The sequence below is a fragment of the Methylocystis sp. genome, assembly GCF_050251305.1.
Taxonomy (GTDB): Bacteria; Pseudomonadota; Alphaproteobacteria; order Rhizobiales; family Beijerinckiaceae; genus Methylocystis.
In genome coordinates this window covers 1-24,143 of sequence record NZ_JBFWNB010000050.1, presented here as the reverse complement: position 1 = coordinate 24,143, position 24,143 = coordinate 1, and the positions used below count along the sequence as shown (strand labels likewise).

General features: G+C 65.4%; 29 protein-coding genes and 2 pseudogenes. 21 read left to right on the top strand and 10 right to left on the bottom strand.

Going from position 1 to position 24,143, the window contains the following annotated elements:
• The 9 genes and pseudogenes from AB7F41_RS14250 to AB7F41_RS14210 form a co-directional block, all read left to right on the top strand.
• A pseudogene (locus tag AB7F41_RS14250) lies at positions 1-189 on the top strand (hypothetical protein); the annotation flags it as partial.
• Entirely contained in the window at positions 186-1,349 is a 1,164-nt protein-coding gene (locus AB7F41_RS14245) for a cytochrome-c peroxidase (RefSeq protein ID WP_428385090.1), read from the top strand. The pseudogene AB7F41_RS14250 and the gene AB7F41_RS14245, both read left to right, overlap by 4 nt.
• Before the next feature lie 222 nt (positions 1,350-1,571).
• Positions 1,572-1,706 (top strand): 50S ribosomal protein L34, encoded by a 135-nt coding sequence (gene rpmH / locus AB7F41_RS14240; protein ID WP_083858773.1) that lies wholly within the window; start codon positions 1,572-1,574, stop codon positions 1,704-1,706.
• 32 nt (positions 1,707-1,738) lie between these two features.
• Positions 1,739-2,164 (top strand): ribonuclease P protein component, encoded by a 426-nt coding sequence (gene rnpA / locus AB7F41_RS14235; protein WP_428385093.1) that lies wholly within the window; start codon positions 1,739-1,741, stop codon positions 2,162-2,164.
• On the top strand, positions 2,161-3,942 hold the full coding sequence (gene yidC / locus AB7F41_RS14230; RefSeq protein WP_428385094.1) for a membrane protein insertase YidC: 1,782 nt from the start codon (positions 2,161-2,163) through the stop codon (positions 3,940-3,942). The genes rnpA and yidC overlap by 4 nt, the downstream gene beginning before the upstream one ends.
• 78 nt (positions 3,943-4,020) lie before the next feature.
• Positions 4,021-4,683 (top strand): ribosome biogenesis GTP-binding protein YihA/YsxC, encoded by a 663-nt coding sequence (gene yihA / locus AB7F41_RS14225; RefSeq protein ID WP_428385096.1) that lies wholly within the window; start codon positions 4,021-4,023, stop codon positions 4,681-4,683.
• A gap of 140 nt (positions 4,684-4,823) precedes the next feature.
• A complete protein-coding gene (gene argB, locus AB7F41_RS14220; protein WP_428385098.1) occupies positions 4,824-5,690 on the top strand; it encodes an acetylglutamate kinase in 867 nt (288 codons plus the stop codon).
• 85 nt (positions 5,691-5,775) lie between these two features.
• Positions 5,776-6,465, top strand: coding sequence for an NAD-dependent deacylase (locus AB7F41_RS14215; RefSeq protein ID WP_428385099.1), 690 nt, complete (start codon positions 5,776-5,778; stop codon positions 6,463-6,465).
• A 121-nt stretch (positions 6,466-6,586) separates the two neighbouring features.
• Positions 6,587-7,297: a pyrimidine 5'-nucleotidase gene (locus tag AB7F41_RS14210; protein WP_428385101.1), complete on the top strand. Its 711-nt coding sequence runs from the start codon at positions 6,587-6,589 to the stop codon at positions 7,295-7,297.
• Here AB7F41_RS14210 and AB7F41_RS14205 read toward each other — a convergent pair.
• From AB7F41_RS14205 to AB7F41_RS14195, 3 genes are all read right to left on the bottom strand, one after another.
• The gene (locus AB7F41_RS14205; protein ID WP_428385103.1) at positions 7,287-7,796 is read right to left on the bottom strand and encodes a DinB family protein; all 510 of its coding nucleotides are present in this window, start codon (positions 7,794-7,796) and stop codon (positions 7,287-7,289) included. The genes AB7F41_RS14210 and AB7F41_RS14205 overlap by 11 nt on opposite strands.
• Positions 7,797-7,819: 23 nt before the next feature.
• Complete coding sequence (gene mazF, locus AB7F41_RS14200) at positions 7,820-8,146, bottom strand: endoribonuclease MazF (protein WP_428385105.1); 327 nt, start codon at positions 8,144-8,146, stop codon at positions 7,820-7,822.
• Positions 8,147-8,298: 152 nt separating this feature from the next.
• Positions 8,299-8,571: an AbrB/MazE/SpoVT family DNA-binding domain-containing protein gene (locus AB7F41_RS14195; protein WP_428385106.1), complete on the bottom strand. Its 273-nt coding sequence runs from the start codon at positions 8,569-8,571 to the stop codon at positions 8,299-8,301.
• Positions 8,572-8,868: 297 nt separating this feature from the next.
• Between AB7F41_RS14195 and dapD the strand changes: the two genes are divergently transcribed.
• The 5 genes and pseudogenes from dapD (at position 8,869) to dapE (ending at position 11,729) form a co-directional block, all read left to right on the top strand.
• The gene (dapD, locus tag AB7F41_RS14190; protein ID WP_428385108.1) at positions 8,869-9,726 is read left to right on the top strand and encodes a 2,3,4,5-tetrahydropyridine-2,6-dicarboxylate N-succinyltransferase; all 858 of its coding nucleotides are present in this window, start codon (positions 8,869-8,871) and stop codon (positions 9,724-9,726) included.
• Positions 9,726-10,208: a hypothetical protein gene (locus AB7F41_RS14185; RefSeq protein ID WP_428385110.1), complete on the top strand. Its 483-nt coding sequence runs from the start codon at positions 9,726-9,728 to the stop codon at positions 10,206-10,208. The genes dapD and AB7F41_RS14185 overlap by 1 nt, the downstream gene beginning before the upstream one ends.
• Positions 10,114-10,470 (top strand): DUF1902 domain-containing protein, encoded by a 357-nt coding sequence (locus tag AB7F41_RS14180; RefSeq protein WP_428406628.1) that lies wholly within the window; start codon positions 10,114-10,116, stop codon positions 10,468-10,470. The genes AB7F41_RS14185 and AB7F41_RS14180 overlap by 95 nt, the downstream gene beginning before the upstream one ends.
• Positions 10,469-10,570, top strand: a pseudogene (locus AB7F41_RS14175) (type II toxin-antitoxin system HicA family toxin); the annotation flags it as partial. The gene AB7F41_RS14180 and the pseudogene AB7F41_RS14175, both read left to right, overlap by 2 nt.
• Before the next feature lies 1 nt (position 10,571).
• A complete protein-coding gene (gene dapE / locus AB7F41_RS14170; RefSeq protein WP_428385113.1) occupies positions 10,572-11,729 on the top strand; it encodes a succinyl-diaminopimelate desuccinylase in 1,158 nt (385 codons plus the stop codon).
• A gap of 124 nt (positions 11,730-11,853) precedes the next feature.
• Here the strand turns inward: dapE and AB7F41_RS14165 are convergent, their stop codons facing one another.
• Positions 11,854-13,071, bottom strand: a complete 1,218-nt coding sequence (locus AB7F41_RS14165; RefSeq protein WP_428385115.1) for an LL-diaminopimelate aminotransferase — start codon at positions 13,069-13,071, stop codon at positions 11,854-11,856.
• A 212-nt stretch (positions 13,072-13,283) separates the two neighbouring features.
• On the opposite strand from AB7F41_RS14165, the gene AB7F41_RS14160 reads away from it, so the two are divergent.
• Positions 13,284-13,424, top strand: a complete 141-nt coding sequence (locus tag AB7F41_RS14160; protein ID WP_428385117.1) for a hypothetical protein — start codon at positions 13,284-13,286, stop codon at positions 13,422-13,424.
• Positions 13,425-13,514: 90 nt separating this feature from the next.
• On the opposite strand, the gene AB7F41_RS14155 is transcribed toward AB7F41_RS14160, so the two are convergent.
• On the bottom strand, positions 13,515-14,510 hold the full coding sequence (locus AB7F41_RS14155; RefSeq protein ID WP_428385119.1) for a L,D-transpeptidase: 996 nt from the start codon (positions 14,508-14,510) through the stop codon (positions 13,515-13,517).
• A 265-nt stretch (positions 14,511-14,775) separates the two neighbouring features.
• Between AB7F41_RS14155 and AB7F41_RS14150 the strand changes: the two genes are divergently transcribed.
• The 3 genes from AB7F41_RS14150 (at position 14,776) to AB7F41_RS14140 (ending at position 18,461) form a co-directional block, all read left to right on the top strand.
• On the top strand, positions 14,776-15,246 hold the full coding sequence (locus AB7F41_RS14150) for a hypothetical protein (RefSeq protein WP_428385121.1): 471 nt from the start codon (positions 14,776-14,778) through the stop codon (positions 15,244-15,246).
• A gap of 155 nt (positions 15,247-15,401) precedes the next feature.
• Complete coding sequence (locus tag AB7F41_RS14145) at positions 15,402-16,427, top strand: GlxA family transcriptional regulator (protein WP_428385122.1); 1,026 nt, start codon at positions 15,402-15,404, stop codon at positions 16,425-16,427.
• A 75-nt stretch (positions 16,428-16,502) separates the two neighbouring features.
• Positions 16,503-18,461: an enoyl-CoA hydratase-related protein gene (locus tag AB7F41_RS14140; RefSeq protein WP_428385124.1), complete on the top strand. Its 1,959-nt coding sequence runs from the start codon at positions 16,503-16,505 to the stop codon at positions 18,459-18,461.
• A gap of 149 nt (positions 18,462-18,610) precedes the next feature.
• On the opposite strand, the gene AB7F41_RS14135 is transcribed toward AB7F41_RS14140, so the two are convergent.
• From AB7F41_RS14135 to AB7F41_RS14115, 5 genes are all read right to left on the bottom strand, one after another.
• Complete coding sequence (locus AB7F41_RS14135; RefSeq protein WP_428385126.1) at positions 18,611-19,483, bottom strand: tRNA nucleotidyltransferase; 873 nt, start codon at positions 19,481-19,483, stop codon at positions 18,611-18,613.
• A gap of 204 nt (positions 19,484-19,687) precedes the next feature.
• On the bottom strand, positions 19,688-19,933 hold the full coding sequence (locus AB7F41_RS14130) for a hypothetical protein (RefSeq protein WP_428385128.1): 246 nt from the start codon (positions 19,931-19,933) through the stop codon (positions 19,688-19,690).
• Between the two features lie 258 nt (positions 19,934-20,191).
• Positions 20,192-20,419 (bottom strand): hypothetical protein, encoded by a 228-nt coding sequence (locus tag AB7F41_RS14125; protein ID WP_428385130.1) that lies wholly within the window; start codon positions 20,417-20,419, stop codon positions 20,192-20,194.
• Positions 20,420-20,644: 225 nt separating this feature from the next.
• Complete coding sequence (locus tag AB7F41_RS14120) at positions 20,645-20,986, bottom strand: hypothetical protein (RefSeq protein WP_428385132.1); 342 nt, start codon at positions 20,984-20,986, stop codon at positions 20,645-20,647.
• A gap of 69 nt (positions 20,987-21,055) precedes the next feature.
• On the bottom strand, positions 21,056-22,024 hold the full coding sequence (locus AB7F41_RS14115; RefSeq protein WP_428385133.1) for a beta-ribofuranosylaminobenzene 5'-phosphate synthase family protein: 969 nt from the start codon (positions 22,022-22,024) through the stop codon (positions 21,056-21,058).
• Between the two features lie 99 nt (positions 22,025-22,123).
• On the opposite strand from AB7F41_RS14115, the gene AB7F41_RS14110 reads away from it, so the two are divergent.
• Genes AB7F41_RS14110 through folK form a run of 3 tightly spaced genes read left to right on the top strand, consistent with a single transcriptional unit; the run spans position 22,124 to position 23,862 of the window.
• Positions 22,124-22,501 (top strand): 4a-hydroxytetrahydrobiopterin dehydratase, encoded by a 378-nt coding sequence (locus AB7F41_RS14110; protein ID WP_428385135.1) that lies wholly within the window; start codon positions 22,124-22,126, stop codon positions 22,499-22,501.
• A 12-nt stretch (positions 22,502-22,513) separates the two neighbouring features.
• A complete protein-coding gene (gene folP, locus AB7F41_RS14105; RefSeq protein WP_428385137.1) occupies positions 22,514-23,359 on the top strand; it encodes a dihydropteroate synthase in 846 nt (281 codons plus the stop codon).
• Positions 23,360-23,364: 5 nt separating this feature from the next.
• Positions 23,365-23,862, top strand: coding sequence for a 2-amino-4-hydroxy-6-hydroxymethyldihydropteridine diphosphokinase (gene folK / locus AB7F41_RS14100; RefSeq protein WP_428385139.1), 498 nt, complete (start codon positions 23,365-23,367; stop codon positions 23,860-23,862).
• Positions 23,863-24,143 lie beyond the last annotated feature (281 nt).

Below are 24,143 nucleotides of genomic sequence, written 5' to 3'. Positions count from 1 at the left end.
GAGACCGGTCGCGCCGGGAAGCGCACAGGCGTGATCAATCACATGCTGAAAGTGTTTCTGATCGATCCCAAAGGCTGGGTGCGCGAGATCTACAGCACGGCCTTTCTGACGCCGGATGGCCTGCTCAATGACGCGCGGACGCTCGCCATGGAGTTTCCCGACGCGCGCAACGCGGTCGCCGTGAGATGAGCGTCGCCCGTCAGGGAGAGGGTCGAACCGCGAAGCGGTTCGGGGCGGGGCGGCCTTGTTCCCTGCCTGCGCCGCGCCGCGGCGCGGCCTCCCCGCAAGGGGCGATAGCGCGCGTTCTGCAGGCGCTGGCGCTCTCGCTGTCTGTCGGCGCCGCCGCCGCGCAGGACATCGCGTCGCCGCTGGGGCTTCCGCCCGTTCCCGCCGCCGTCGCGGGAACGCCGGCGATGCGCAAACTCGGCGAGAGGCTGTTCTTTGACCGCGGCCTGTCGGCGAACGGCACGCTGTCCTGCGCCATGTGCCACATTCCCGCGCAGGGCTTCGCCTCCAATCAGAGCGCGCTTTCGATCGGCATGGAGGGGCGGTCACTGCGCCGCAATGCGCCCTCGCTCTATAATGTCGCCTTCAAGACATTTCTTTTTCACGACGGCCGCGAAACGGATCTGGCCGCGCAGGTCTGGGGGCCGCTGCTGGCCGCCGACGAGATGGGCAACGCCGGCATCGGCCCGCTGATCGCTCGACTTCGCGCCGACGCAGCCTATGGTCCGCAGTTCGAAGCGGCCTTCCCGGGCGAGGGCGCGACGATGATGACGCTGGGGCGCGCCATCGCCGCCTATGAGGCGACGCTGCTGCGCGGCGGCGGTCGCTTCGACCGCGCCTTTTACGCCGGGGAAAGCGCCGCGCTGACGCCTCGGGAATGGCTGGGCTATGAGCTGTTCGCCGGCAAAGCCGGCTGCGCCGCCTGCCATCAGGTCGGGCCGGCGACGGCCCTGTTCACCGACCAGGCCTGGCACAATACGGGAGTCGCCTTTCGCTCCGGCGCGACCGGCGGGAAAACGCGGGTGCGGCTGGCGCCGGGCGTCTTCCAGAGCGTCGACTTGGCCGCGGTCGGCCTGGCGCAAACCGGCGCGCCGAACGACGTTGGCCGCTTCGAGATCACCAATGCGCCGGACGACCGCTGGGCCTATACGACGCCGATGCTGCGCGGGGTCAGAGAGACCGCGCCTTATATGCATGACGGCAGTCTGGGGACGCTCAGCGAGGTCGTGGAGTTTTACGATCGCGGCGGCGGCGCCAATCCGGCGCTCGACCCCAAAATCCGTCAGCTGGGGCTGACCGAGGAGGAAAAGGCGGCGCTCGTCGCCTTCCTGGAGGCGCTTTGAGCGTATGCGTCACGCCGACAAACATTGACTTGAACGCGCGCTTTCTCCTATATGCCTGCGATCGGCGCCGCTCCAAAAGGGGCGGCGAATGTTTTGTGACGGCCGTGCGTCGTCGCGGACGCCGAAACATTTTTCAAGCCGTCTGCGGCGAAGCCGCCGGCGGCGCTGACAAGACGAGCGCGGGAGCGGGCGGAACGTCCCTCTCGCCAGCGGAGAAGAACGGTGAAACGGACATTTCAGCCCAGCAAGATTGTGCGCAAGCGGCGTCACGGCTTTCGCGCCCGCATGGCCACGGTCGGCGGCCGCAACGTTATCGCCGCGCGGCGCGCTCGCGGACGCAAGCGCCTCTCGGCCTGATCCGGCTCCAGGCGGACGAGGCGGATGACTGCATGAAGGCGCAAGTCCCCGCCGAAGATCAGAAGTCACCGCGCCCGGAAACTCTGCGCCGGCGCGGCGATTTCGTGCGCGTGTCGCGTGGCGCGAGGGTCGCCATGGCCGCCTTTACGGTGCAGATGGCGCCGCAGGAGGGGGCGGCCGCGCTTGCGCCGGCCCGTTTCGGCCTCACCGTCACGCGGAAGGTCGCCGGCGCGGTCGGGCGCAACCGCATTCGCCGCCGGCTCCGCGAAGCCCTGCGGCTCGGCGGCGCCCTTGGCGCGAAGCCGGGTCGCGACTACGTCTTCGTCGCGCGGCGCGCCGCGCTCTCCGCGCCATTTCCCGAACTGCTCGCGCAGATGACCGAAGGACTCGCCAGGCTGAATGATCGCGGCGCTGGGAGTCCAAGACGCAAACAGGAAGACAGGCTTACGCGGCCATGAACGAGAACACCAAGAATATGATCCTCGCCGCGGCGGTGTCGCTGATCTTCATCGGCCTGTGGGATTATTTCTACGCCTTTCCCGAAATGGACAGGCAGCGCCGCGCGCAGTCGGAGCAGACGCGCCTGGCCAAGACTCCCAAGCTCGGCGCGCCGGATCAGAGGGTCGCCGCGCCGTCAGCGGCCAAAATCGCGCCCAAGACCCGCGCCGAAGCTCTGGCGCTGAGCCCCAGAGTCGGAATCGAGACGCGGTCGATCTCGGGCTCGATCGCGCTGAAGGGCGCGCGCATCGACGACGTCTCCTTGAAGAATTATCGCGAGACCGTCGATCCCTCGAGCCCGATCATTACGCTGCTTTCGCCCGAAGACGGTCCGAGCCCTTATTATGCGGAGCTCGGCTATCTGACCGCCGAAACGGAAAATGCGCCGGCGCTGCCGACGACCGAGACGCTGTGGACGGCGGACGCCGACCAGCTGACCGCCGCTCGGCCGCTGACGCTCTCCTGGGACAATGGTCAGGGACTCGTTTTCAAGCGGATCATCTCCGTCGACGACGAATATCTCTTCACCGTCAAGGACAGCGTCGAAAACAAGGCTGGCGCGCCCGTCACGCTCTACAATTATGCGCGCGTGAGCCGCGTCGGCCATCCGCCGTCCGCGGGCTATGCGGCGCTGCATGAAGGCTTCATCGGCGTCGTGGGAGATGCCGGACAGGAAGTCACCTACGACAAGATCGAAAAAGAGGACAATGCGGTCAAGACGTTCAAGGGCGTCGGCGGCTGGGTTGGCCTGACGGACAAATATTGGGGCGCGGTCGTCGCGCCCAATCAGAACGCGCCGATGGAAGCGCGTTTCGCGTCGATGGGCGGCGCGGTGAAAACCTATCAGGCGGATACGGTCAGCGACCCCGCGACGGTCCAGCCGGGCGCGTCGGCGGAGGCGACCACTTACGTCTTCGCCGGCGCCAAGGTCGTCGACGTGCTCGACGCCTATAAGGAGAATCCGGGCCTGAAGCGCTTCGATCTTCTGATCGACTGGGGCTGGTTCTACTTCATCACCCGGCCGATGTTCCGGCTGATCGACTTCCTCTACAAGCTGCTCGGCAATTTCGGCCTCGCGATCCTGTCGGTGACGGTGATCGTCAAACTCGCCTTCCTGCCGCTGGCCAACAAGAGCTATCAGTCGATCGCCAAGATGAAGGCGGTTCAGCCGAAGATCAAAGAGCTGAAAGAGAAATACGGCGACGACAAGCACAAGTTCAACATGGAGCAGATGGAGCTCTTCAAGCGCGAGAAAATCAATCCGGCGAGCGGCTGTCTGCCGGTGATCGTGCAGATTCCCGTGTTCTTCTCGCTCTATAAGGTGCTGGTCGTCACGATCGAAATGCGTCACGCGCCGTTCTTCGGCTGGATCAAGGATCTGTCGGCGCCCGACCCGACCAATATCTTCAATCTGTTCGGCCTGTTGCCCTTCGATCCCACCCATATCGCGATCTTCGGCCCCTATCTCGCGCTCGGCGTCTGGCCGCTGTTCATGGGCGTCTCGATGTGGCTGCAGATGAAAATGAATCCCGAGCCCGCCGACGAGATTCAGAAGACGATGTTCGCCTGGATGCCGGTGATCTTCACATTCACCATGGGCGGCTTCGCGTCGGGCCTGTTGATCTACTGGACGTGGAACAATCTCCTGTCGATCGTTCAACAGGGCGTCATCATGAAGCGCGCCGGCGTGAAGTTCGAGTTCTGGGACAATCTGCGCAAGACATTCCAGCGCGCATAGGGACGGCGGTCGGGCTGAGGCGGTCGGCGGCGGATAACGCCCCGACCGCCGATCTGCCGACTGCCGACTGCCGATCTCATGCAGGACGTGACCGAGACCGATTTTACGGAGCAGGGCCGCCTTCTTTTCGCCGGTCCCTGCGACTTCATTTTCGCGAGCGCCAAGGCGAGCGATCTGCCGCCGCTCGGTCCGCCGGAAATCGCCTTCGCCGGACGCTCCAACGTCGGCAAGTCCTCGCTCCTCAACGCCTTGACGAACCGCAAGGCCCTCGCGCGCGTCTCCAACACGCCGGGGCGCACGCAGCAGCTCAATTTCTTTGTGCTCGGCGGCGCGCCAGGCGCTGAGCGCCTGCGCCTCGTCGACATGCCGGGCTATGGCTATGCAGCGGTCGGCAAGGAGAAGGTCGCGAACTGGTCGCAGCTGATGCGCGACTATCTGCGGGGGAGGGCGAGCCTGGCGCGCGTTTTCGTGCTCGTCGACGGACGTCGCGGCGTGAAGCCTCTGGACGAGGAGATGTTCGATCTCCTCGATCAGTCGGCCGTCTCCTATCAGGCGATCCTGACCAAGCGCGACGAGTTGAAGGCGGCAGAGCGCGAAGAGGTCCTCGCCGCGACGATGAAGGCGCTGGAGAAACGTCCGGCGGCTTTCCCTGACGTGATGTTCACCTCGGCGCATGGCGGCGAAGGAATCGCCGAACTGCGCGCGGCGGTCGCGAAGCTCATCGCCGAACGAAACGCTTGAATGCGACGGGGGCGGCGGGCTAGTTGGGTCGCGTCGCTTTACGCTGTCCCGATCCTGAGGCGCGCGCGACGCGCGCATTGCGCAGAACGAGGACAGCATGAAGGCGTCGAAGGACGCCTCGCGCGCCGCAAGGAACCGTCATGACCGACACCGTCGACACCGCGCTCCAGCAAGCCCGAATTCTGATGCAGGCGCTGCCGCATATGCTGCGCTACGACGACGCCATCGTCGTGGTGAAATATGGCGGCCACGCCATGGGCGACGATCAGGTTGCGAGAGATTTCTCGCGCGACATGGTGCTGCTCGAACAGTCCGGCGTGAATCCCGTCGTCGTGCATGGCGGCGGGCCGCAGATCGGCGCGATGCTGAAGCGGCTCGGCGTCGAATCGCGCTTCGCCGACGGTTTGCGGATCACCGACGACGAGACGATGGACGTCGTCGAGATGGTGCTCGCCGGCGCCATCAACAAGCAGATCGTCGGCTATATCAATTCGGAAGGCGGTCGCGCCATTGGCCTGACCGGCAAGGACGGGCGCATGGTCACCGCCAGGAAGCTTGAGCGGCCCGACGGCGTCGATCTCGGCTTTGTCGGCGAGCCGGACAAGGTCGACACGACGGTGCTCGATCAGGTGCTGGGCCGCGAGCTGATTCCGGTGCTGGCGCCCGTCGCGCAAGGTCCGGACGGCGCGAGCTACAACGTCAACGCCGATACGTTCGCCGGCGCGATCGCCGGCGCGCTTCACGCCAAGCGTCTCATCTTTCTCACCGACGTGCCGGGCGTGCTCGACAAGGACAAGAACATCATCGAGGAGCTGAAGGTCGGCGACATTCCCGGCCTGATCGCCGAAGGCGTGATCACCGGCGGCATGATCCCGAAGGTAGAGACCTGCATGTACGCGATCGAGCGGGGCGTCGAAGGCGTCGTCATTCTCGACGGAAAATTGCCGCACGCGGTGCTGATCGAATTACTCACCGATCACGGCGCGGGAACGCTGATCACAAGGTGAAGGCGCGTCGGCGCGCGTGCGATGTTCCGGCGTGGACGCCCGCGACGCGCGCGGGCATGACGAGGGGAGGGCGGCGGGCGCTCAGATGAATGTCTTCATCCTCACCGGCGCCGGCGTTTCCGCCGAAAGCGGCCTTGGAGTCTTTCGCGGGCCGGGCGCTGCGATGTGGAAACGCTATGATCCGATGCAGCTCGCGACGCCGGAAGCCTTCGCGCGCAATCCGGCGCTGGTCCATGATTTCTACAACATGCGGCGGCGCAATCTGATCGCCGCTTCCCCGAACGCCGCGCATGTCGCGCTCGCGCGCCTCGAAGCTCAACTCGCGCGGCGCTGCGGCGCGCTGACGCTGGTGACGCAGAACGTCGACGATCTGCATGAGCGCGCCGGTTCGAGGCGCGTCATTCACATGCATGGCGAATTGCTCAAGGCGCGCTGCGCGTCCTGCGGCGCCGTGAGCGACCGCCGCGACGATCTCGCCGTCGACTCGCGCTGCGGCTGCGCCCTGCGGCCGCACGTCGTCTGGTTCGGCGAAACGCCGCTCGACCTGGATGAGATTTTTGCGGCGCTGGAGGCGGCGGATCTCTTCGTCGCCATCGGCACGTCGGGCGCGGTCTATCCGGCGGCGGGTCTGGTGCGGGCGGCGCGCGGGAGGGGCGTGCGCTGCTGCGAGCTCAATCTCGAGGCCTCCGACAACGCGGCTGAATTCGACGACAGGCGCTATGGCCCCGCCAGCGAGATCGTCCCGTCATGGGTCGAAGAAATATTGGCGAAATGAACTGGCCCCAGCCTCATTCCCGACGCGCAAAACCTGATCGGGAATCCAGCGCCGGCACGGCGATTGCGGGCGTCGCCCTGGATTCCTGCTTTCGCGGGAATGACATGTGGCGGCCCAAGCCATGACGAAACGCTCGCCCGACAGATCGCGCTTCGCCGACATCGACACCTGGGTGTTCGATCTCGACAATACGCTTTATCCGCAGACCGCCGATCTCTGGCCGAAGATCGACGCCCGCATCACGCTGTTCATGATGCGGCTCTTTGGCCTCGACGCCATTTCGCTGCGGGCGCTGCAGAAGCATTATTATCGCCGCTACGGCACGACGCTGCGCGGACTGATGACCGAACATGGGATCGACGCCGAGGCCTATCTCGCCTATGTGCACGACATCGACCGCTCGTCGCTTGCGCATAATCATTCGCTGGCGGAAGCGATCGCCGTGCTTCCCGGTCGCAAGCTCATCCTGACCAACGGCTCGCGCCATCATGCGATCGAAACGGCGAAGCAGCTTGGCATCGACCATGTCTTCGAAGATATTTTTGACATCATCGCCGCGGATTTCATCGCCAAGCCTGACGAGGGCGCCTATACGCGCTTTTTTGAACGGCTCAGGATCGAGCCGCGGCGCGCGGCCATTTTCGAGGACATCGGCCGCAATCTGATGGTGCCGCATGCGCGGGGGATGGCGACGGTGCTGGTGCTGCCGCCCCATGACGAAGGTCCGGAGCGCGAAGCCTGGGAAATCGCCACCGGCGACGAGCCGCATGTGGATTTCGCGACGGACGATCTCGTGGGGTTTCTGGAGGCGTTGAGCGGGCTCAAGCTGTAAGCGGCTCCATCAGGATCAAATCCGTGTCTGGCGGTCCGGCGCCTGCGGCGGTCAGCATCGCGTGAACCTGGCCACGATGGTGCGTCTGGTGATTGAAAATGTGGCTGACGACAAGCCCTTTCGGTCGCGCGACCTCCGCTTTGAGAACGCCCGAGCGCCAGACGAGATCGCCCGTGAGCCACGCGTCGGTCACGCCGTCGGCCCAGGCGATCAGCAATTCGTCGCACGCGATACGACGCCGCTTCAAGGTCTCCCAGTCCTCGCAATAGGAAACCGACTGCGCGAGCGGCGTCGAAGGCGGCGGCGCGTCGGAAATGCGGCTGAGCCACATGTGGTCCGCCCACAGGAGATGGCTGAGGGTCGCATGAATGGATTTGAAGAAAGCGCCGCGGTCCTTGCGCCGGTCCTCATCCGACAAGCGATCGGCGGCGGCGTAGAGGCCGGCGTTCTGCCAGCGATTGTAACGCGCCATGGTCTGCGCGAAAATTGGGCGGATCATGTGAGCGTCTTGCTTCTCGCAGCCTATTGCAACAGCGTCCTTGCCTTCGCCAGCGTTTCCGCGGTTTCCGCCTTTGTCGCTGCGCCTTTCTTCTTCGCCTTGCGCGCGCGCCAGTCGAGGCTCTTCACCTGATCGGCCAGCGCGGCCGAGGGGTGTGCGTCCGCGAGCGCGACTTCGAATGGATAGCCCTTGATCTTGGTCGTCATCGGGCAGCACAGCATCAGCCCGGTCTTGCCGTTATAGGCCTTGGGGCTGAGCACGAGCGCCGGGCGATGGCCTTTCTGCTCATGGCCCGCCTGCGGGTCGAAACTGAGCCAGACGATATCGCCGCGCTCCGGGACATAGGCCATATCAATAATCCATTTTGCGCATGTCATTCCCGACGCGCGGAGCGCGATCGGGAATCCAGGGGCAAATTCAGAATGATTGCGGTTGCTCTGGATTCCCGATCAGGCCTGCGGCCTGTCGGGAATGACACGCATAGCGACACCTCATTCATCGATTAGAGCGCCTCGCGGCCGACCGGCGCGCCGAAATCTTCCTCCTCATGCAGATTGTCGCGCGTGACGCCTGCGAGCAGCGCGTCGAGCGTGAATTCTGGCGCCGCGAGCGGTTCGATCACGACTCGCCCCTGCTCGACGCGAACGTCGACCGGCTGGTCGATTTCGAGCCGCGCTTCCGCCATCACCGTGGCCGGCATGCGCACGGCGGCGGAGTTTCCCCATTTTTTGACGGTCGCGCGCATCGTGTCTTTTTCCCAAGTGAAGGCCGTCATGCCCTGCGAAGCGAAGCCAGCCGATGGCCAACGCTGAAGCTTCTCGCCAGCGCCCGGGCCATGACCGCTATGTATCTACATCGTAGAAACATAGCGGCGGGTAGTCGGCGCGTCAACATTTTGCGCGCGGGCCGGGCGTGACGCTGGAAGAATGCGCCATGATTTCTTCATTGCGCCCGGTCGGCGTCATCGCCGGCGGCGCGGTCCTCCATGCATTGTATGGCTCGCCCGTGTTGACTCCCCTCGCCAGACCCCTACAACCGCGCGAGCCTTCACCGCATCATTTCCGGGAATTTCATGCCGCACACGGGACTTGAGACGCTCATCACCGCCGCTTTCGAGGATCGCGCCAATATCACCGCCGAGACGCAGGGCGACATTCGCCGCGCCGTCGACAGTGCGCTGCGTCTCTTGGACGCCGGCAAGCTGCGCGTCGCCGAAAAGATCGAAGGCCAGGAAGGCCCGGAAAGCTGGAAGGTCAATCAGTGGCTGAAAAAGGCCGTGCTGCTGTCCTTCCGTCTGAATGACATGACGGTGATCGCGGGCGGGCCCGGCGGCGCGACCTGGTGGGACAAGGTCCCCTCCAAATTCGTCGGCTGGGGCGCGGGCGAACATACCGACGCAGGCTTTCGTTCGGTGCCGGGCGCGATCGTGCGCCATTCGGCCTATGTCGCGCCGGGCGCGATCCTGATGCCCTCCTTCGTCAATCTCGGCGCCTATGTCGACAGCGGCACGATGGTCGACACCTGGGTCACCGTCGGCTCCTGCGCGCAGATCGGCAAGAATGTGCATCTCTCCGGCGGCGTCGGAATCGGCGGCGTGCTGGAGCCCCTGCAGGCCAATCCGACGATCATCGAAGACGACTGCTTCATCGGCGCGCGTTCCGAGGTCGTCGAAGGCGTCGTCGTCGGCAAGGGCGCGGTGCTGTCGATGGGCGTCTTCATCGGCGCCTCGACCAAGATCGTCGACCGCGCCACCGGCAAGGTCCACACGGGCTATGTGCCGCCCTATTCGGTGGTCGTGTCCGGCAGTCTGCCGGGCAAGCCTCTGCCGAACGGCGAGCCCGGCCCGTCGCTCTATTGCGCGGTGATCGTCAAGACAGTCGACGCGCAGACGCGCAGCAAGACCGGCATCAACGATCTGCTGAGGGATTGATGGACCGCGAGCGCCTGCGCTTTCTCTACCAGACCGAACAGGGCCGCATCGATCGCGCGACCTGGCGGCGCGGCGCAGGCGGGATCGTCGCGGCGCTTCTGCCGCTGACGCTGATCTGGTTCGCGCTTCAGCCCTATTCGGTCCATGATCTGGCGACGACGCCCTTCTTCGCGCCGATGACGGTCCTGGCGTACGCCTATGTCATCTTCTACGCCTTCGCCGTCATGCTCTCCGTCGTGAGCTTCATCAATCTTTCGACGAAGCGGTTTCGCGACCGCGGTCTTGCGCCGCCGCTCGGCCTCGCGAGCATCGCGCCGCTGCTGGCGCTCGTCGCCGGGGCCGCGCATTTCTGGCAGCCGCGCGCCGCCGAGATCATGTCGCGCTGGTATGTCTGGGGCGCAGACGCGCTCTTTGTCGCCGCCGCGCTCTGGACCATCTATGAACTGGGGTGGCGGGAGGATGATTCCGTCGCGCCTCTATGATGATGAGGCGGCGGCGCGGCGTCCACGACAGGCGCGCGGCGAACGGCCGAGCTTGCTTGACAAGGCGCCGGGGCCGCCCGATTTTTCTCCCATGACGACGTCCATCCAAATTGACGCGCGCTGGGATGATGACGCGCATGTCTGGATCGCCACGAGCGCAGACGCGCCCGGTTTGGTGGTCGAGGCGCAGTCTTGGCGGGCGATGATCGACGAAGTGCGCGCCGTGTTGCCTGACCTTCTCGAACTCGCTTCGATGCGCTAGTCCGATCATGAACCGTAATTTTACATTGCCTCGCACGACGAAATCGCGCCATACCGCCAATGAGGTTTTGAAACAGGCTGGTCTGCCGAAAGCCTTCTGAAATGTCGCAATCCCCCGCTGTCGCGCTGACCCGCGAACTTATCCGCTGTCCGTCCGTGACGCCGGCCGACGCCGGCGCGCTCGACGTCGTCGAAAAGGCGCTGAAGGCCGTTGGCTTCGAGACGCATCGCGTCGTGTTCTCCGACGCCGGCACGCCCGACGTCGACAATCTGTTCGCCAAGATAGGTTCAGGCGCGCCGCATCTCGCCTTCGCCGGGCATACCGACGTGGTGCCGCCGGGCGATCCTGCGCGCTGGCGCTTCGATCCATTCGCGGCGGAAATTGCGGACGGCCGCGTCTATGGCCGCGGCGCCTCGGACATGAAGGGCGCCGTCGCCGCATTCGCCGCGGCGGCGCTGGGCTACGTCGAGCGGCATGGCGCGCCGAAAGGGACGCTGTCCTTTCTCATCACCGGCGATGAAGAAGGCGTTTCGATCAACGGCACCGTGAAACTGCTCGAATGGGCGCGCGCGCGCGGCGAGCGTTTCGATCACTGCATCGTCGGCGAGCCGACCAATGTCTCGACGCTCGGCGACATGATCAAGATCGGCCGGCGCGGTTCGCTGAACGGACGCATTCGCGTCATCGGCAAGCAGGGCCATGTCGCCTATCCGCATCGCGCGGAAAATCCTGCGCCGATCATCGCGCATATTGTCGCCGCGCTCTCGGGCCACGAGCTCGACAAGGGCACGACGCATTTCGAGCGCTCCAATCTCGAATTCAGCACGATCGACATCGGCAATAAGGCGGTGAACGTCATTCCCGGCGAGGCGCGCGCCGAATTCAACGTCCGCTTCAATGACGTCTGGACGCATGATTCGCTGAAGGACCGCATCCGGCAGGTGATCCGGCAGGCGGCGCCGAACGCCAATGTCGAGGTCGAATTTCCGCCGTCGAACGCCGTGTCCTTCATCACCAAGCCCGGCGCCTTTACCGAACTCGTGATCGAAGCCGTGCGGCGCGTGACGGGTCACACGCCCGAACTCTCGACGACCGGCGGCACGTCCGACGCGCGCTTCATCGTCAATTATTGTCCGGTGCTGGAGTTCGGCCTGACCAATGAGACGATCCACGCCTTCGACGAGAACGCCCGCGTCGCCGACATCGACGGGCTCTGCGCGGTGTATGCGCGCGTCATCGAGCGTTATTTTGCGGGCTGACCGCTGACGTCATGCCGGCGCCTGTCGCGGGCGTCCACGCCGTAAAGCTGCACATGACCCAACATAGGACCGAACGGCATGACGTGGATGGCCGGCTCAAGGCCGGCCATGACGGCTTGGGACGTCACCCGCGCGCGGCGAGCGGCACGACATTGTGCAGCTGCGCGTCCGCCGTCTCGAAGAAACGGCGCAGATTGCGCGCCGCCTGACGGATGCGCTGCTCATTTTCGACCAGCGCGAGCCGGACGAAGCCTTCGCCATGTTCGCCGAAGCCTTCGCCCGGCGCGACGGCGACGTCGGCCTTCTCGATCAAGAGCTTCGAAAATTCGAGCGTCGAGATGTTGCGGAAGCGCTCGGGCGCCGGCGCCCAGGCGAACATCGAGGCGCGCGGCGCCGGAATCGGCCAGCCCGCCTGCGCGAAACTCTCGACCATCACGTCGCGCCGCCGCTTGTAGATGGCGCGCATTTCCCGGACGCAGTCGTCGGAGCCGTTGAGCGCCGCGACCGCCGCGACCTGCACCGGCGTGAAGGCGCCGTAATCGAGATAGCTCTTCACCCGCGCCAGCGCCGACAGCAGCCGCTCATTGCCGACCGCGAAGCCGATGCGCCAGCCGGCCATCGAGAAGGTCTTCGACATCGAGGTGAATTCGACCGTCACGTCCATCGCGCCCGGCACCTGCAGCACCGAGGGCGGCGGGTTGTCGTCGAAATAGACTTCGGCATAGGCGAGGTCGGAGAGAATGAAGATCTCGTGCTTCTTCGCGAAGGCGACGAGATCCTTGTAGAAATCGAGCGAGGCGACTTCCGCCGTCGGATTCGACGGATAGCAGACGATGGCCGCGATCGGCTTCGGGATCGAATGCACGATCGCCCGCTCGAGCGTGCGGAAATAATCGGGCGTGGGCGCCGAGGGCACCGAGCGGATGACGCCGCCGGCCATCAGGAACCCGAAGGCGTGGATCGGGTAGGAGGGGTTGGGCACCAGCACCACGTCGCCGGGCGCGGTGATCGCCTGCGCCATATTGGCGAAGCCCTCCTTGGAGCCGAGCGTCGCGACGACCTGCGATTCGGGGTCGAGCGCCACGCCGAAGCGGCGCGCGTAATAGCCGGCCTGGGCGCGGCGCAGGCCGGCTATGCCCTTGCTGGCCGAATATCGGTCGGTGCGCGGCTTGCCGGCGGTCTCGACCAGCTTCTCGATCACATGCTTGGGCGCGGGCAGGTCGGGATTGCCCATGCCGAGATCGATGATGTCGGCGCCGGCGGCGCGCGCCTTGGCCTTGAGGCGGTTCACCTGCTCGAAGACGTAAGGGGGCAGGCGCTTGATGCGATAGAAATCCGACATTTCAGTCTTGGTTCCGGAAGGCGCGAAGCTGCGACTTTAGCCTATTTTGCAGGCGCGAGGGAGGGGCCAAACATCGGCCGGCGTCCGGGCTGCGCCGGCCAAGGGGCGAGGGACCCTTGCCCCGCCCACAGCTGGCGCTAACTCCCTCTTGCGCCTCTGTTCGACGAGAGGCGCATGTCATGGAGGGTACGATGATATCTGCCAAAGAACACATGACAATGGCGACTGTCGGCGCAATGATCGGCGCCGCGCTGGGCGCCGGAATCGGCGGCGCGCTGTTCGGCCTGCCGGGAGTCCTCGCCACCGCCCTGTTGGCGGGCATTGGCGGCGCCTTCATCGGCTCGTTCCTGTGATCGGAAGCGAAGCCGTCGCTGCGTGAGAGTCAAAAGCGCCGCGCGACGAAATCTTCGGGCGCGGCGCTTCGGCGAAGGGCCCGGCGTCGATCAGCTGTTGGTGACGATCACGAAATCCTTGCCGGAGCGGCTATCGGGCGACAGCGGCGCGTCGGTCAGCACCATCGTCATGCCGGGATGCATGCGCGCCTGCATGGCCGCGTTGAAGGCCGGCTCGGCGCGGATCCGCTGGATTACGTTCTGATCCGGCGCGAGCGCCGCATCCTCGTGATGATGGGTGATCGCGCTCCAATGCATGCCGCGCGAATTCTGATCGGCGCCGTTCAGCACGAACACATGCGAGCCGAGCTTGTCGCCGCCCTCGATGCCGAGGACGGAGCGCATGATCACATGGTCGTTCTCGATCAGTTCGATCGCGTGATCGGCCGATGAGGCGATGACGCTGGTGACCGGATAGGCCTCGGCCTCCGTCCAGTCGGAGGGATGCTTCTTGCCTTCCAGCCCCGAGAGCACCTGTTCGAATTCGCTTTCCGCATAGCCGCTCAGCACCATGCCCGGATGGGTCAGCTCCCACGGGTCGGTATGCGCGCCGGCGATGATGACCGGCGTGCCGATATGGGTGACGCCGAACAGCAGCTGGGAAAATTTCATCGGCAGCCGCACGCAGCCGTGCGACGCCGGATAGCCGGGCAGATTGCCAGCGTGCAGCGCCACGCCCGACCAGGTGAGGCGGTTCATATTGGGCATCGGCGCGTCGTCATAGAGCGACGAATGGTGATTCTTGTCCTTCTGCAGCACGACGAAGACGCCGGTCGGCGTCGAATGTCCGGGCTTGCCGGTTGAACAGGTGGAGACGGCGATGCGCACGCCGTTGCGATAGACATGCACGCGCTGCTGCGGCAGCGACACGACGACGGAGACCGGTCCCGTCGCGGCGCGCTCGGGATGCCAGGTGAACTCGCCCGGCTTGAGCCGGCTGATGTCCTCCATCGTCTCGGCGCCATAGGCGCTGCGCCCGATGATGGCGGCGCTCGCGCCGAACATGCCGCAAAGAAAGCTGCGGCGGCCGATAGCAATGATCGTCATGACATGGCCCCCCCACGGTCCACGAGTAGAGCTTGGCGGGTAGCACGAACATCTAAGCCGGCAAAGTGCGCCGCCTCACATCCCGATTGCGCGCAAGGCGATTCGCGGCGCGGGCCTGGAGCGCGAATGCGTCGCGCATGGCGCAAGAAAATCTTGGCGCGCGAAATCTTGGCGCGCGAAAATCTTGGCGCGCAAGAAAACCTTGGCGCGGCCGACTGCGACGGCGTTAGCATGCAGACGTTCTCGTCGTCTTGGAGAGGCGCATATGAAACATCACATCGTCGTGGGCGCCGCCCTGATCACCCTGACGCTCGCCGCCGCCGGCGCGTCGGCCTCGCCCGCGTCGCAGCGCGAATACAAGCGCGGCTACGCCGATTGCAAGGCGGGCCGCTGGGACGAAAACCAGCACGGCGAATCGTACAAGAAGGGCTGTCGCGCCGCCGAGGATCAGCGCGCCGGAGCTGGCGCGGGGGATACGGCAGGGGCGGGAGCTACGGCTGGGACGGCGACGACGAAGGCGTCCGGCGGCGTCCCGAAAGCCGACACGACCGCCTGCCTGCGCGCGGTGAAGCGTCAGACGAACAATCCGAAGGCCGTTGTGCTCGGCGCGGAAAGTTCGGAGGCGAACAACAGCGTGACGATCGGCGTCGGCCCCAACCGCGCGCCCTGGCGCTGTCTGGTCAAGCGCGGAATCGTCGCCGATGTGATGTCGCTGACCGATGAAGGGAAGCTGTGAGGGGAGGGAGCGAGGGAGTGGCGCCGGGCGCACGCATGGCTGCAGTCGACGCCAGCACCCTTTTGACGCAACGCGGACGCTGACATCCGGCGCTTGGCCGAAAAGGTGGGAACTTTGTCCTTGCGGCGGATCGAGGCCGGCGTGACGATCGCGGCATGGAAAAGCATTGCTCAGAACCGCCTTGCCGAGAAGACGCCCATTTCCGTCGGGTCGGGTTTTTGGTCTACCCGGACTGCCAGAGCCTTGACCTTTCAGGTCCGCTCGAAACGTTTCATTGGGCCAACCTCATGTTGAGCGTGCTCAGAAAGCCGCCAACCTACCAGTTGCTCGTAATCGCCGAAGCGGTGGGACCTGTCCCGACGATGTCCGGACTGCAGATCTTCGCCTCCCACAGCTACAGCGAGATGGTCGAAGGACTGGACACCTTGGTCGTGGTTGGCGGGTATGGCTGCGAAGCCGCCACGGAAGACCTTCCGCTCCTCGAATGGGTGCGGTCGATCGCTCCCAGGACACGGCGGATCGTTTCGATTTGCACTGGCGCGTTTATTCTCGCGCAAGCAGGTCTCTTGGAGCACAGGCGCGCGACAACGCACTGGCTTTATGCAGACCGTCTCGCGAAGGCCTATCCATCGGTCGACGTCGACGCGAGCCGCATCTTTGTCCGCGATGGGAATGTCTACACATCTGGCGGGATCACCGCGGGCATCGACCTCGCCCTGGCTCTGGTGGAGGAGGATATGGGTAGGGACGCGATGCTCGGCGTCGCACGCTCGCTGCTCGTGTTTCCGAGGCGACCGGGCAGTCAATCGCAGTTCAAGGGCCATACGAGCATGATCGAGAGGCCTTTACGAGGGGACATCAGCGAACTTCAGACATGGATGTTGGCGCATCCGGAGGCTGACCTGAGCGTCCCCGCGCTGGCCGATCGCATGGCGATGAGCGAGCGCAGTTTCTCGCGCCTGTTCCGCAGTGAGACGGGTGAGACGCCAGCAGAATTCGCTGAACGCGCGCGCGCGGACGCGGCGCGCGCCAAGCTTGAGCACACGAATTCATCGATCGAGGTGATTGCGATGGAATCTGGTTTTGGAAACGCCGAACGCATGCGGCGCACCTTTCAGCGCCTTTTCGACGCTAGTCCAGCTGAGTATCGGGCGCGCTTCCGGTCGACGCTAGACGCCTGATCCAGTCGAACGCGTCGAGCAGGCGCGGATCGTTTCATTCAACCTGAACCAACCAGAACATGGGAGGGTGCTCTCGTGCGCATACTCTTTTTGACTTCAGCCCATAACAGCCTCAGCCAGCGGCTTTTCGTCGAACTCGCCGATCGCGGACACGAAATTCAGGTCAGCGTTGTCGCCAATGGCGCGCAGATGATCGAAGCCGCCGAGCGGCATGCGCCGGATCTGATTGTCGCGCCCATGTTGAAGATCGCGATTCCGACCGAGGTTTACACTCGCACAAGATGTCTGATCGTGCATCCGGGCGTCAAAGGCGATCGAGGACCATCGTCGCTCGATTGGGCGATCAGCAACGACGAAAGGACGTGGGGCGTCACCATCCTGGAGGCCGCTGAGGATTTCGACGCCGGTCCGATTTGGGCGTCTTACGAATTCGCTCTCGACTCCAATCCGCCGACGAAAAGCGGCCTGTACCGCGGCCCGGTCACCGACGCCGCCTTGTCTGGGGCGCTTGAAGCGATCGCGCGGATCGAGGCGGGTGAAGTTCTGTCCGGAGGCTGGCGTCCGGAGCCTCTGTCCGAGGCCATGTCATATGCGCGAGGCCGCCTTCGTCCGCCGATGAAGCAAGCCGATCGCGCCATTGATTGGACGCGGGACACGACCGCCACAATCATAAGGAAAGTGCGTGCGGCCGACAGCGCGCCGGGCGTCCTGAGCGCGCTGCTGGGCGTCGACTGCTTCCTTTATGGCGCACATCAAGAAGATCGCCTCAGAGGATCGCCCGGCCAAATCCTTGCGCGGCGTGATGGCGCAATCTGCGTCGGCGCCATCGACGGCGCTGTGTGGATTTCCCATCTGAAGGCCAAGAGCGATCTGGCGCACAGGGATATTTGCCGCCTGGCTCAGATGGACGTCGGCTGCGAACGATGCGCGGAAGAATTCTGCGCCGCCTCCGGTATCAAATTGCCTGCGACTCAGGTGTTGGGTACGCTGCTTCGCGACGCGCCCGACAATCCGCTGCCGATCGATGCGCCCGACGACCATCGGACGTTCAGGGAAATCGTCTATCGTGAGGAGGACAGGGTCGGCTATCTCTCGTTTGACTTCTACAATGGCGCTATGAGCACGGCGCAATGCAAACGACTGCGCGAAGCCTTCCTTTACGCACGCTCGCGCCCCACCAGAGTCATCGTGCTGCTCGGCGGACGCGATTTCTGGTCGAACGGCATTCATCTGAATGTGATCGAAGCCAGCGCCGACCCGGCCGAAGAGTCATGGCGCAACATCAACGCCATGGACGATCTGGTGCATGAAATCATCAACACCTTGTCGCATGTCGTGATCGCGGGACTGCGTGGCAACGCCGGCGCTGGCGGGGCGATTCTCGCATTGGCGGCCGATCAGATTTTTGCGCGCCCCAACGTCGTTCTCAATCCTCACTACCGCAGCATGGGGGAACTCTACGGTTCAGAATATTGGACATATTTGCTTCCAAAGCGCGTGGGGCAGGCAAAGGCGCTCGAACTGACGCAAGGCTGCCAGCCTCTCGGCGCGCAGAAAGCTCGCGAGATCGGTTTTCTTGATGACGTCTTCGGAAAAGATGTCGACAGCTTTGAAGAGGAGCTGAGGTTGCGCGCGACAGAGGTCGCCAAGACCCCAAAATACAAATCCATCCTGCTGGAAAAACTCGAGCGACGATTAGAAAACGAATCTGTCAAGCCGCTGGCGGATTATCGCGCCGCGGAGCTCGCGCGGATGCGGGTCAACTTCTTTGGATCAGATCCCGCTTACCATCATGCGCTTCGGCGATTTGTCTTCAAGGGCGCTCCGCCGACGCGGGATTCGCGCGAGAAGACGTCGCCATCCCGGTCCGGCGCCGTCGAAACGGCGATTTTAGCGCGCGCGCCCGAACGTCTGGGTTATGAACTTCAGCCGGCGCCGCGGTCTGAGAATGAGCGCGAGTCATTCGCCCTGGCTCAGGCCTGGACGGATCTGCTGCAGGTCACCATTCGGCGGTTCTTCGCGACGGCTCGATGAGGATCTCGCGAATGAGTCGCGGAGCGAAAATCCCGGGGCAAACGGCCTCTCGGCCGTTTGCGTAAATTATCGTTCGCAGAAGTTCATGCCAATGTGCCGCTAGGGGCCGCTCTCAAAGCGCGAAGTAGACGTCGAAAAAACGAATGCTTCTACCCCACCTCGCTCGACCAGCGCTCCGAGCGAAAGGCCTTGGCGATCGCCTCGGCGCGGGCGCTTTGGCGCGCCTCCGCTGAGCCGGTCTCCGCGACCTCGGCGCAAGCCTTCAGCGCAATCTCCAGCAGCGCCGCCTTCGGATAGATTTGTTCCTCGCGGCCGGCATGGGCGCAGAAATCGCAGGCGCAGACCGTCATCAGCTCGCGAAAGCGCTCCGGCGCGTCGAACGCGCCCAGGCGTTCGAGCATCATGGCGACGGGGCCGGCGCGCATCTTCGAGACGCGATGCACGCGTTCGCATTCCGCGAGCGCCAGCAGCGCGAGATCGCGGCACGCCGCCGGCGCGCCGAAGCGGGCGCAGATTTCCTCGATGCGCGGGCGGCCGCGCTCGACATGTTTGTAATGCACCGGGAGATGTTCGCGCGGCGAATCCGACTTGCCGACATTCATCGTCAGCAGCGCGAAGCGCACGGGCAGGGGCGCCGCGCGGCGCGCCGCCGCGTCGAGCGTCTTCATCAGATGGTCGCCGAGATCGACCTCGGCCTCGCCGTCGGAAATCTCCGGCACGCCGACGAGCGCCGCGACTTCGGGAAGGATTTCGAACAGCGCGCCGCATTCGCGCAGCGTCTTGATCATTTTCGACGGCGCGGGGCTCATCAGCCCGCGCACGAGCTCCGGCCATATCCGCGACGGCGCGACGTCGACGAGATGGCCCGCCTCGACCTGTTCGAACAGCAGATCGAGCGTCTCTTCGTCCGGGCCGGCGTCGGATTCGGCGATCAGCGCCGCCATGCGCAGCACGGCGAGGCCGGGATCGGTTTGTCCGAAGTCTGACGGGAACTCTGGCGAGAAATCTGGTTCGGAGGCCATGGCGGATGCGACAATCGAGGCGATCGGGCGAGGCGATCAGGGCGACATGCAAAGGTCTTGCCGCCAAGCCGATGGTGGCGCCCGCGGCGACGTTCGACGAAGGGCGCGCCGCGCCCGCAACGGAAACGCCGCCGCCGCGACGCAAGGCTCGCCAGTCCTGGGCGCGATGGGTCGCGCCGGCCCGGATCAGCCGGCGCGGCCGCGTCAATTGGCGTAGGGAGAGGAGCCAGGATGATGACGCGTGGCGTGATGGGTCGGCGGCGCCGGAATCGCGACGCAGCGCCGATAGGGACGCGACGGCGCCGACTGCCACCAGCAATGTTCGAACGGCGCGCCCGTGCTTTCGCCGGACCCCGCCGCGATGAAGGGAAAATAGGGGCTGGCCTGAGCGGCGCCCGCAAATGAAGCGACGATCACGGCGACCGACAGCAGATATTTGAAGTTGGACATCTGAACATCTTCCTCCGTCTGTGTGCGAATGACGGGGAGATGAGTCGCGCCCGCCCATGGATCAAGGGCGCGCGGCGGCCGCGAAACAGCCGCTTCACTGACGAGAAATGAATTGAAATATCGACGTTTGCGAGATCGAGGCGACGGCTCGATCGCGGCGCAGAACAGCGCAAGCGACGGCGGCGACACATCCGCCGCACGGCGACTCCTCCCTGCAACCCGCGCCGGCCGATCGGCCGGCGCGATTGTCATAGTGCGTCAGTAGCGCCAGGCGTGCGGCGGCGGGGTCGGCACGCAGAGCCGATAGGGACGCGAGGGGCCTTCCTCCCACCAGCATTTTTCAAAAGGCGCGCCGGTGCTTTCCCAGGACGCGAACGGATAGTAGGGGCTCGACGGGCTGGCCGGGACATCAGGATCCGCCAGGGCGGGCCCGGCGAAGGACGCAACGACGAAGGCGGCCGTAAGCAGCAGTTTGATTTTGGACATGCGAACATCTCCCCAACGCTTGATGCGTGAGTATAGAGATGTGTCGACAGCGAATGCTATCAAGATTCAATGACGCTTATGTGACAGCTATGACATGGACGGGAAACGGCGCGGCCCCCTGCACAGGGAGCGCGACGCGGCGCGCAACGATCGAGAAACGCGCGCGGCCTTGCCGACAGGGTCGCTGCCGTCTTGCCAAAGGGTTGCTATGAGGGAGCGGACCGCCTAGCGGGCGGATTTTGCCGGCGCGTCAGGCCGGGCGACGGCCGCCGCCCGGCGCCGGTTCTCCGCCGCCGCCGCTTCAAGGCTTGCGCCCATGGCGCGCAGCTCGGCCGCGGACTTTTTCCTCGGGTTTTTCGGTCGCGTCGGGTCAAAAGGCCGATAATTGAGCTGATCGGGGCGCGAATTGCGCACGAAGTCCGCCGCCTGAGGCGGCGGGGTGCGCAATCCCGTGGCGTCGAAGATGCGCCCGATGAATGCGCCGCCGCTCGACGGGGCGTCCTGCGCGCCCGCGGCGCCGGCGGCGAAGCCGCAAATCAGGACAAGGGCGATGCGCGCGAAGGTCATGGGCCTGAGAAGGCCATAAAAATGCGGCGCCAGTAGGTCGGCGCGCTCGCGCGCCGTTTGGCGCGCGCTCTAGGCGATCTGCGCGTAGACGGCGTCGATCGTCGCGCCGTGGTTGAGGCCGCGATGGATCGAGATGTCGAGCCCCTCTTCGCGCGCCTGTGCGCCGTGGCGGCCGAGCAGGCGGCGCGCCGCCATGTCGCTTTCGACGAAGACGAAGCCGGTCGGCCCCCAGGAGGTCTGGCCGCCGCCGGTCGCGCCGTCGGCGAGGAGTCTGGCGACGGTCGCCTCGACCCGGGCGCTGGTGAAGCGGCGTCCGCCCTGCGCCGGCGCGAAATGGTCGCCGACAAGCTGCTGGATGCGCGTCACCGCCGCGCCGAAGGGCGCGAGATCCTTCTCCGCCAGCGCCGGCAGAATCTGCATCAGCACCAGCCGGCAGACTTCGCCGCTGGTCGCCGCGTCGAAGGGCGGCAGTTCGGCGAAGGCGTCGCGCTCGTCCGCGCCATGCAGGCCGACGTCGCGCGGATCGCAGACCAGCAGCGCCCGCCAGTCCTCGGGAAATTCGGCGCGGGCGACGACAGGCGGCGTCGTCGTGCGCGGGCCGCGGCCGCCGTCGACCACGACGCCGCCGAACTGGAACAAGCCGGCGCCGAGCCCCGAGCGCGCGCCCCGCGCCATCAGCGCCGCGTCGGCGGCGGGATCATGCGGCAGGTCCTCGAGACGGCGCAGCGCCGCGCTGACGGCGAGCGCCAGCTGCGTGCCGGAGCCGAAGCCGGCATGAGCGGGAATCGCCTCCGTCAGGATCAGCCGGTGGCGCCGCGAGACGCCCAGCGCCTCCTGCGCGCGCTCCAGGAGCGCGGCGGCGCGCGCGCTTTCGGGCCCTTCGACCGCATTCGCGTCGGCGCGGGTCAGCGTCAGCCGCGTCGCCGGCGAGTCGAGCGCCATGCCAACGCCGCCGAACTTGCGCCCCAGGCCGCCGTTCATATCGAGAAAACCGAGATGCAGCCGCGCGCTCGCCGCGACGCTGACACTAGCCGGCATGGCGCCTCTTCAGTCGGAGGGAAGACTTTGGGCCGGTTTAGGCTATAACGCGTCTCAACGAAAGAATGTTGCGTCGCAAAGCGCAGGAGGAAGCGGGTCATGGCCAAGGAAGAGCGCGCCTATTCCGAAGACGAGGTCGCCGCGCGGCTGAAGCGCGAACTGCCGCACTGGCGCTACGAGAACGGCTGGATCCGGCGCAAGTTCAAGACGCACAGCTGGAAGGGCACGCTGATGGTCGTCAATACGGTCGGCCATCTCGCCGAGGCCGCCTGGCACCATCCCGACATCGCGGCCTCCTACGCCTGGGTCGAGGTGAAGCTCATGACCCATACGGCGAAAGGGATCACCGACAAGGATTTCGAACTCGCCAAAAAGATCGAGGAGGTGGTCTCCTGGCGGCCGGGCAAGGCCGGCGGCGCGCTCGAGGGCACGCCCGAGACCGACCAGCGTTTCGCCTATGTGAAATACGACGACTGACGGGACGCGCGCTTGGCCTTCGACGTCAAGGCGATCGCCGACGCGCGCGATCGCTTCCTTTCGCTGATCGGGACCCGCCCGGTCATCATGGGCATCGTCAACGTCACGCCCGATTCCTTTTCGGACGGCGGCCTGTTCGCGACGCGGGAGGCGGCGCTGGCGCAGGCGAAGCGGCTCGTCGCGGAGGGCGCCGATCTCGTCGACGTCGGCGCCGAGTCGACCCGCCCCGGCCATTCGCCGCTCTCCGCCGAGGAGGAGTGGGCGCGGCTCGCGCCGCTGCTCGCCGCGCTGGTCGCGCAGGCGGGCGCGCCAGTGTCGATCGACACCTACAAGGCCGAGACGGCGCGGCGCGCGCTTGGCCTCGGCGTCTGCCTCGTCAACGACGTCTGGGGCCTGCAGCGCGATCCCGGCATGGCGGATGCCATCGCCGAGGCCGGCGCGGCGGCAGTGATCATGCACAATCGCGAAACGACGGACCCAGAAATCGACATCGTCGCCGACATGAAGCGGTTCTTCGCCCGCTCGCTCGAGATCGCCCGGCGCGCCGGCGTGCCGGAGCGTCATATTCTGCTCGACCCGGGGATCGGCTTCGGCAAGAGCCGCGATCAGAATTACGCAGCGCTGCGCGCCACGCCGGAGCTGCTGGCGCTCGGCTTTCCGCTGCTGATCGGCGTCTCGCGCAAATCGCTGTTCAAGGGCCTCGGCGACGGGCTCCTCGAGGGGCGGCTGGTCGGCACGTTGGCCGCCAACCTGCTGGCGGCGCGCGACGGCGCGCAGGTCTTTCGCGTGCATGACGCCGCCGACCATCGCGCCGCCTTCGAAGTGCTGCGCATTCTCGGCGCGCGGCCGGGAGGGTAGAGACGATGCGAGTCGGATTCGGGCTTGGCAGCAACCTCGGCGACAAGCCGGCCAATATTCGCGAGGCGCTACGGCGGATCGAGGCGCAGGGATTGGCGCGGCTCGAGAAAGTCTCGCAGATCTACCGCACGCCGCCCTGGGGCGATCTCGACCAGGGCGATTTCGCCAACGCCTGCGCGATCGGCGATACGGCGCTTGCGCCCTACGAACTGCTCGCCGCGGTCAAGAAGATCGAGGCCGACATGGGGCGCGCGCCGACGCGGCGCTGGGGCCCGCGGCTGATCGACGTCGACATTCTTTTCCTCGGCGACCATGCGATCGACGATCCCGAACTCACGCTGCCGCACAAGGAGCTTTTCCGGCGCGGCTTCGTGCTGGCGCCGCTCGCCGAAATCGCGCCCGAATTGGTGTTGGACGGGGTGAGCATGCGCGAGGCGCTCGCCGGCGCGGATGCGACCGGCGTCAGGCCATGGTCGGACAAAGAGTCGCCCACCCACCCCTGATGGTTGCCGCTCTTCGCGCCGCAGCAATTCGCAGCGCAGGAGCCTTTCGCGTTGCGACGCAGACTGGAATAGTTGTAAACTCTCAATGTGATATAAAAAATTGTGCGCTGCGTATGACAGCGGTTCAGCGCCGCATAAGGGTAGGCTTTTAACTATCCACTAGGGTTGCATTGGCTATTCGATAGATTGTATTGCTCTATACCAAGGGGTATTGTGGTTAGGGGAGTGTTGTTGGAATTGTTGCGGCACGCTGAGCTGGGTCTGCGATCTGCCCTTTCGGG

Bases quoted from the DNA above. Each gene is read 5' to 3' on its own strand.
- argB (WP_428385098.1), top strand. From the start codon at position 4,824: ATGACCGACACCGTCGACACCGCGCTCCAGCAAGCCCGAATTCTGATG.
- AB7F41_RS14150 (WP_428385121.1), top strand. From the start codon at position 14,776: ATGAAACATCACATCGTCGTGGGCGCCGCCCTGATCACCCTGACGCTC.
- AB7F41_RS14130 (WP_428385128.1), bottom strand. From the start codon at position 19,933: ATGTCCAACTTCAAATATCTGCTGTCGGTCGCCGTGATCGTCGCTTCA.
- AB7F41_RS14115 (WP_428385133.1), bottom strand. From the start codon at position 22,024: ATGCCGGCTAGTGTCAGCGTCGCGGCGAGCGCGCGGCTGCATCTCGGT.
- AB7F41_RS14245 (WP_428385090.1), top strand. From the start codon at position 186: ATGAGCGTCGCCCGTCAGGGAGAGGGTCGAACCGCGAAGCGGTTCGGG.
- yidC (WP_428385094.1), top strand. From the start codon at position 2,161: ATGAACGAGAACACCAAGAATATGATCCTCGCCGCGGCGGTGTCGCTG.
- AB7F41_RS14120 (WP_428385132.1), bottom strand. From the start codon at position 20,986: ATGACCTTCGCGCGCATCGCCCTTGTCCTGATTTGCGGCTTCGCCGCC.
- folK (WP_428385139.1), top strand. From the start codon at position 23,365: ATGCGAGTCGGATTCGGGCTTGGCAGCAACCTCGGCGACAAGCCGGCC.
- AB7F41_RS14210 (WP_428385101.1), top strand. From the start codon at position 6,587: ATGACGAAACGCTCGCCCGACAGATCGCGCTTCGCCGACATCGACACC.
- AB7F41_RS14205 (WP_428385103.1), bottom strand. From the start codon at position 7,796: ATGATCCGCCCAATTTTCGCGCAGACCATGGCGCGTTACAATCGCTGG.
- yihA (WP_428385096.1), top strand. From the start codon at position 4,021: ATGCAGGACGTGACCGAGACCGATTTTACGGAGCAGGGCCGCCTTCTT.
- AB7F41_RS14155 (WP_428385119.1), bottom strand. From the start codon at position 14,510: ATGACGATCATTGCTATCGGCCGCCGCAGCTTTCTTTGCGGCATGTTC.
- AB7F41_RS14165 (WP_428385115.1), bottom strand. From the start codon at position 13,071: ATGTCGGATTTCTATCGCATCAAGCGCCTGCCCCCTTACGTCTTCGAG.
- AB7F41_RS14195 (WP_428385106.1), bottom strand. From the start codon at position 8,571: ATGACGGCCTTCACTTGGGAAAAAGACACGATGCGCGCGACCGTCAAA.
- AB7F41_RS14125 (WP_428385130.1), bottom strand. From the start codon at position 20,419: ATGTCCAAAATCAAACTGCTGCTTACGGCCGCCTTCGTCGTTGCGTCC.
- AB7F41_RS14160 (WP_428385117.1), top strand. From the start codon at position 13,284: ATGACAATGGCGACTGTCGGCGCAATGATCGGCGCCGCGCTGGGCGCC.
- AB7F41_RS14135 (WP_428385126.1), bottom strand. From the start codon at position 19,483: ATGGCCTCCGAACCAGATTTCTCGCCAGAGTTCCCGTCAGACTTCGGA.
- AB7F41_RS14215 (WP_428385099.1), top strand. From the start codon at position 5,776: ATGAATGTCTTCATCCTCACCGGCGCCGGCGTTTCCGCCGAAAGCGGC.
- AB7F41_RS14145 (WP_428385122.1), top strand. From the start codon at position 15,402: ATGGAAAAGCATTGCTCAGAACCGCCTTGCCGAGAAGACGCCCATTTC.
- AB7F41_RS14185 (WP_428385110.1), top strand. From the start codon at position 9,726: ATGGACCGCGAGCGCCTGCGCTTTCTCTACCAGACCGAACAGGGCCGC.
- AB7F41_RS14110 (WP_428385135.1), top strand. From the start codon at position 22,124: ATGGCCAAGGAAGAGCGCGCCTATTCCGAAGACGAGGTCGCCGCGCGG.
- AB7F41_RS14180 (WP_428406628.1), top strand. From the start codon at position 10,114: ATGTCTGGGGCGCAGACGCGCTCTTTGTCGCCGCCGCGCTCTGGACCA.
- dapE (WP_428385113.1), top strand. From the start codon at position 10,572: ATGTCGCAATCCCCCGCTGTCGCGCTGACCCGCGAACTTATCCGCTGT.
- rnpA (WP_428385093.1), top strand. From the start codon at position 1,739: ATGAAGGCGCAAGTCCCCGCCGAAGATCAGAAGTCACCGCGCCCGGAA.
- mazF (WP_428385105.1), bottom strand. From the start codon at position 8,146: ATGGCCTATGTCCCGGAGCGCGGCGATATCGTCTGGCTCAGTTTCGAC.
- dapD (WP_428385108.1), top strand. From the start codon at position 8,869: ATGCCGCACACGGGACTTGAGACGCTCATCACCGCCGCTTTCGAGGAT.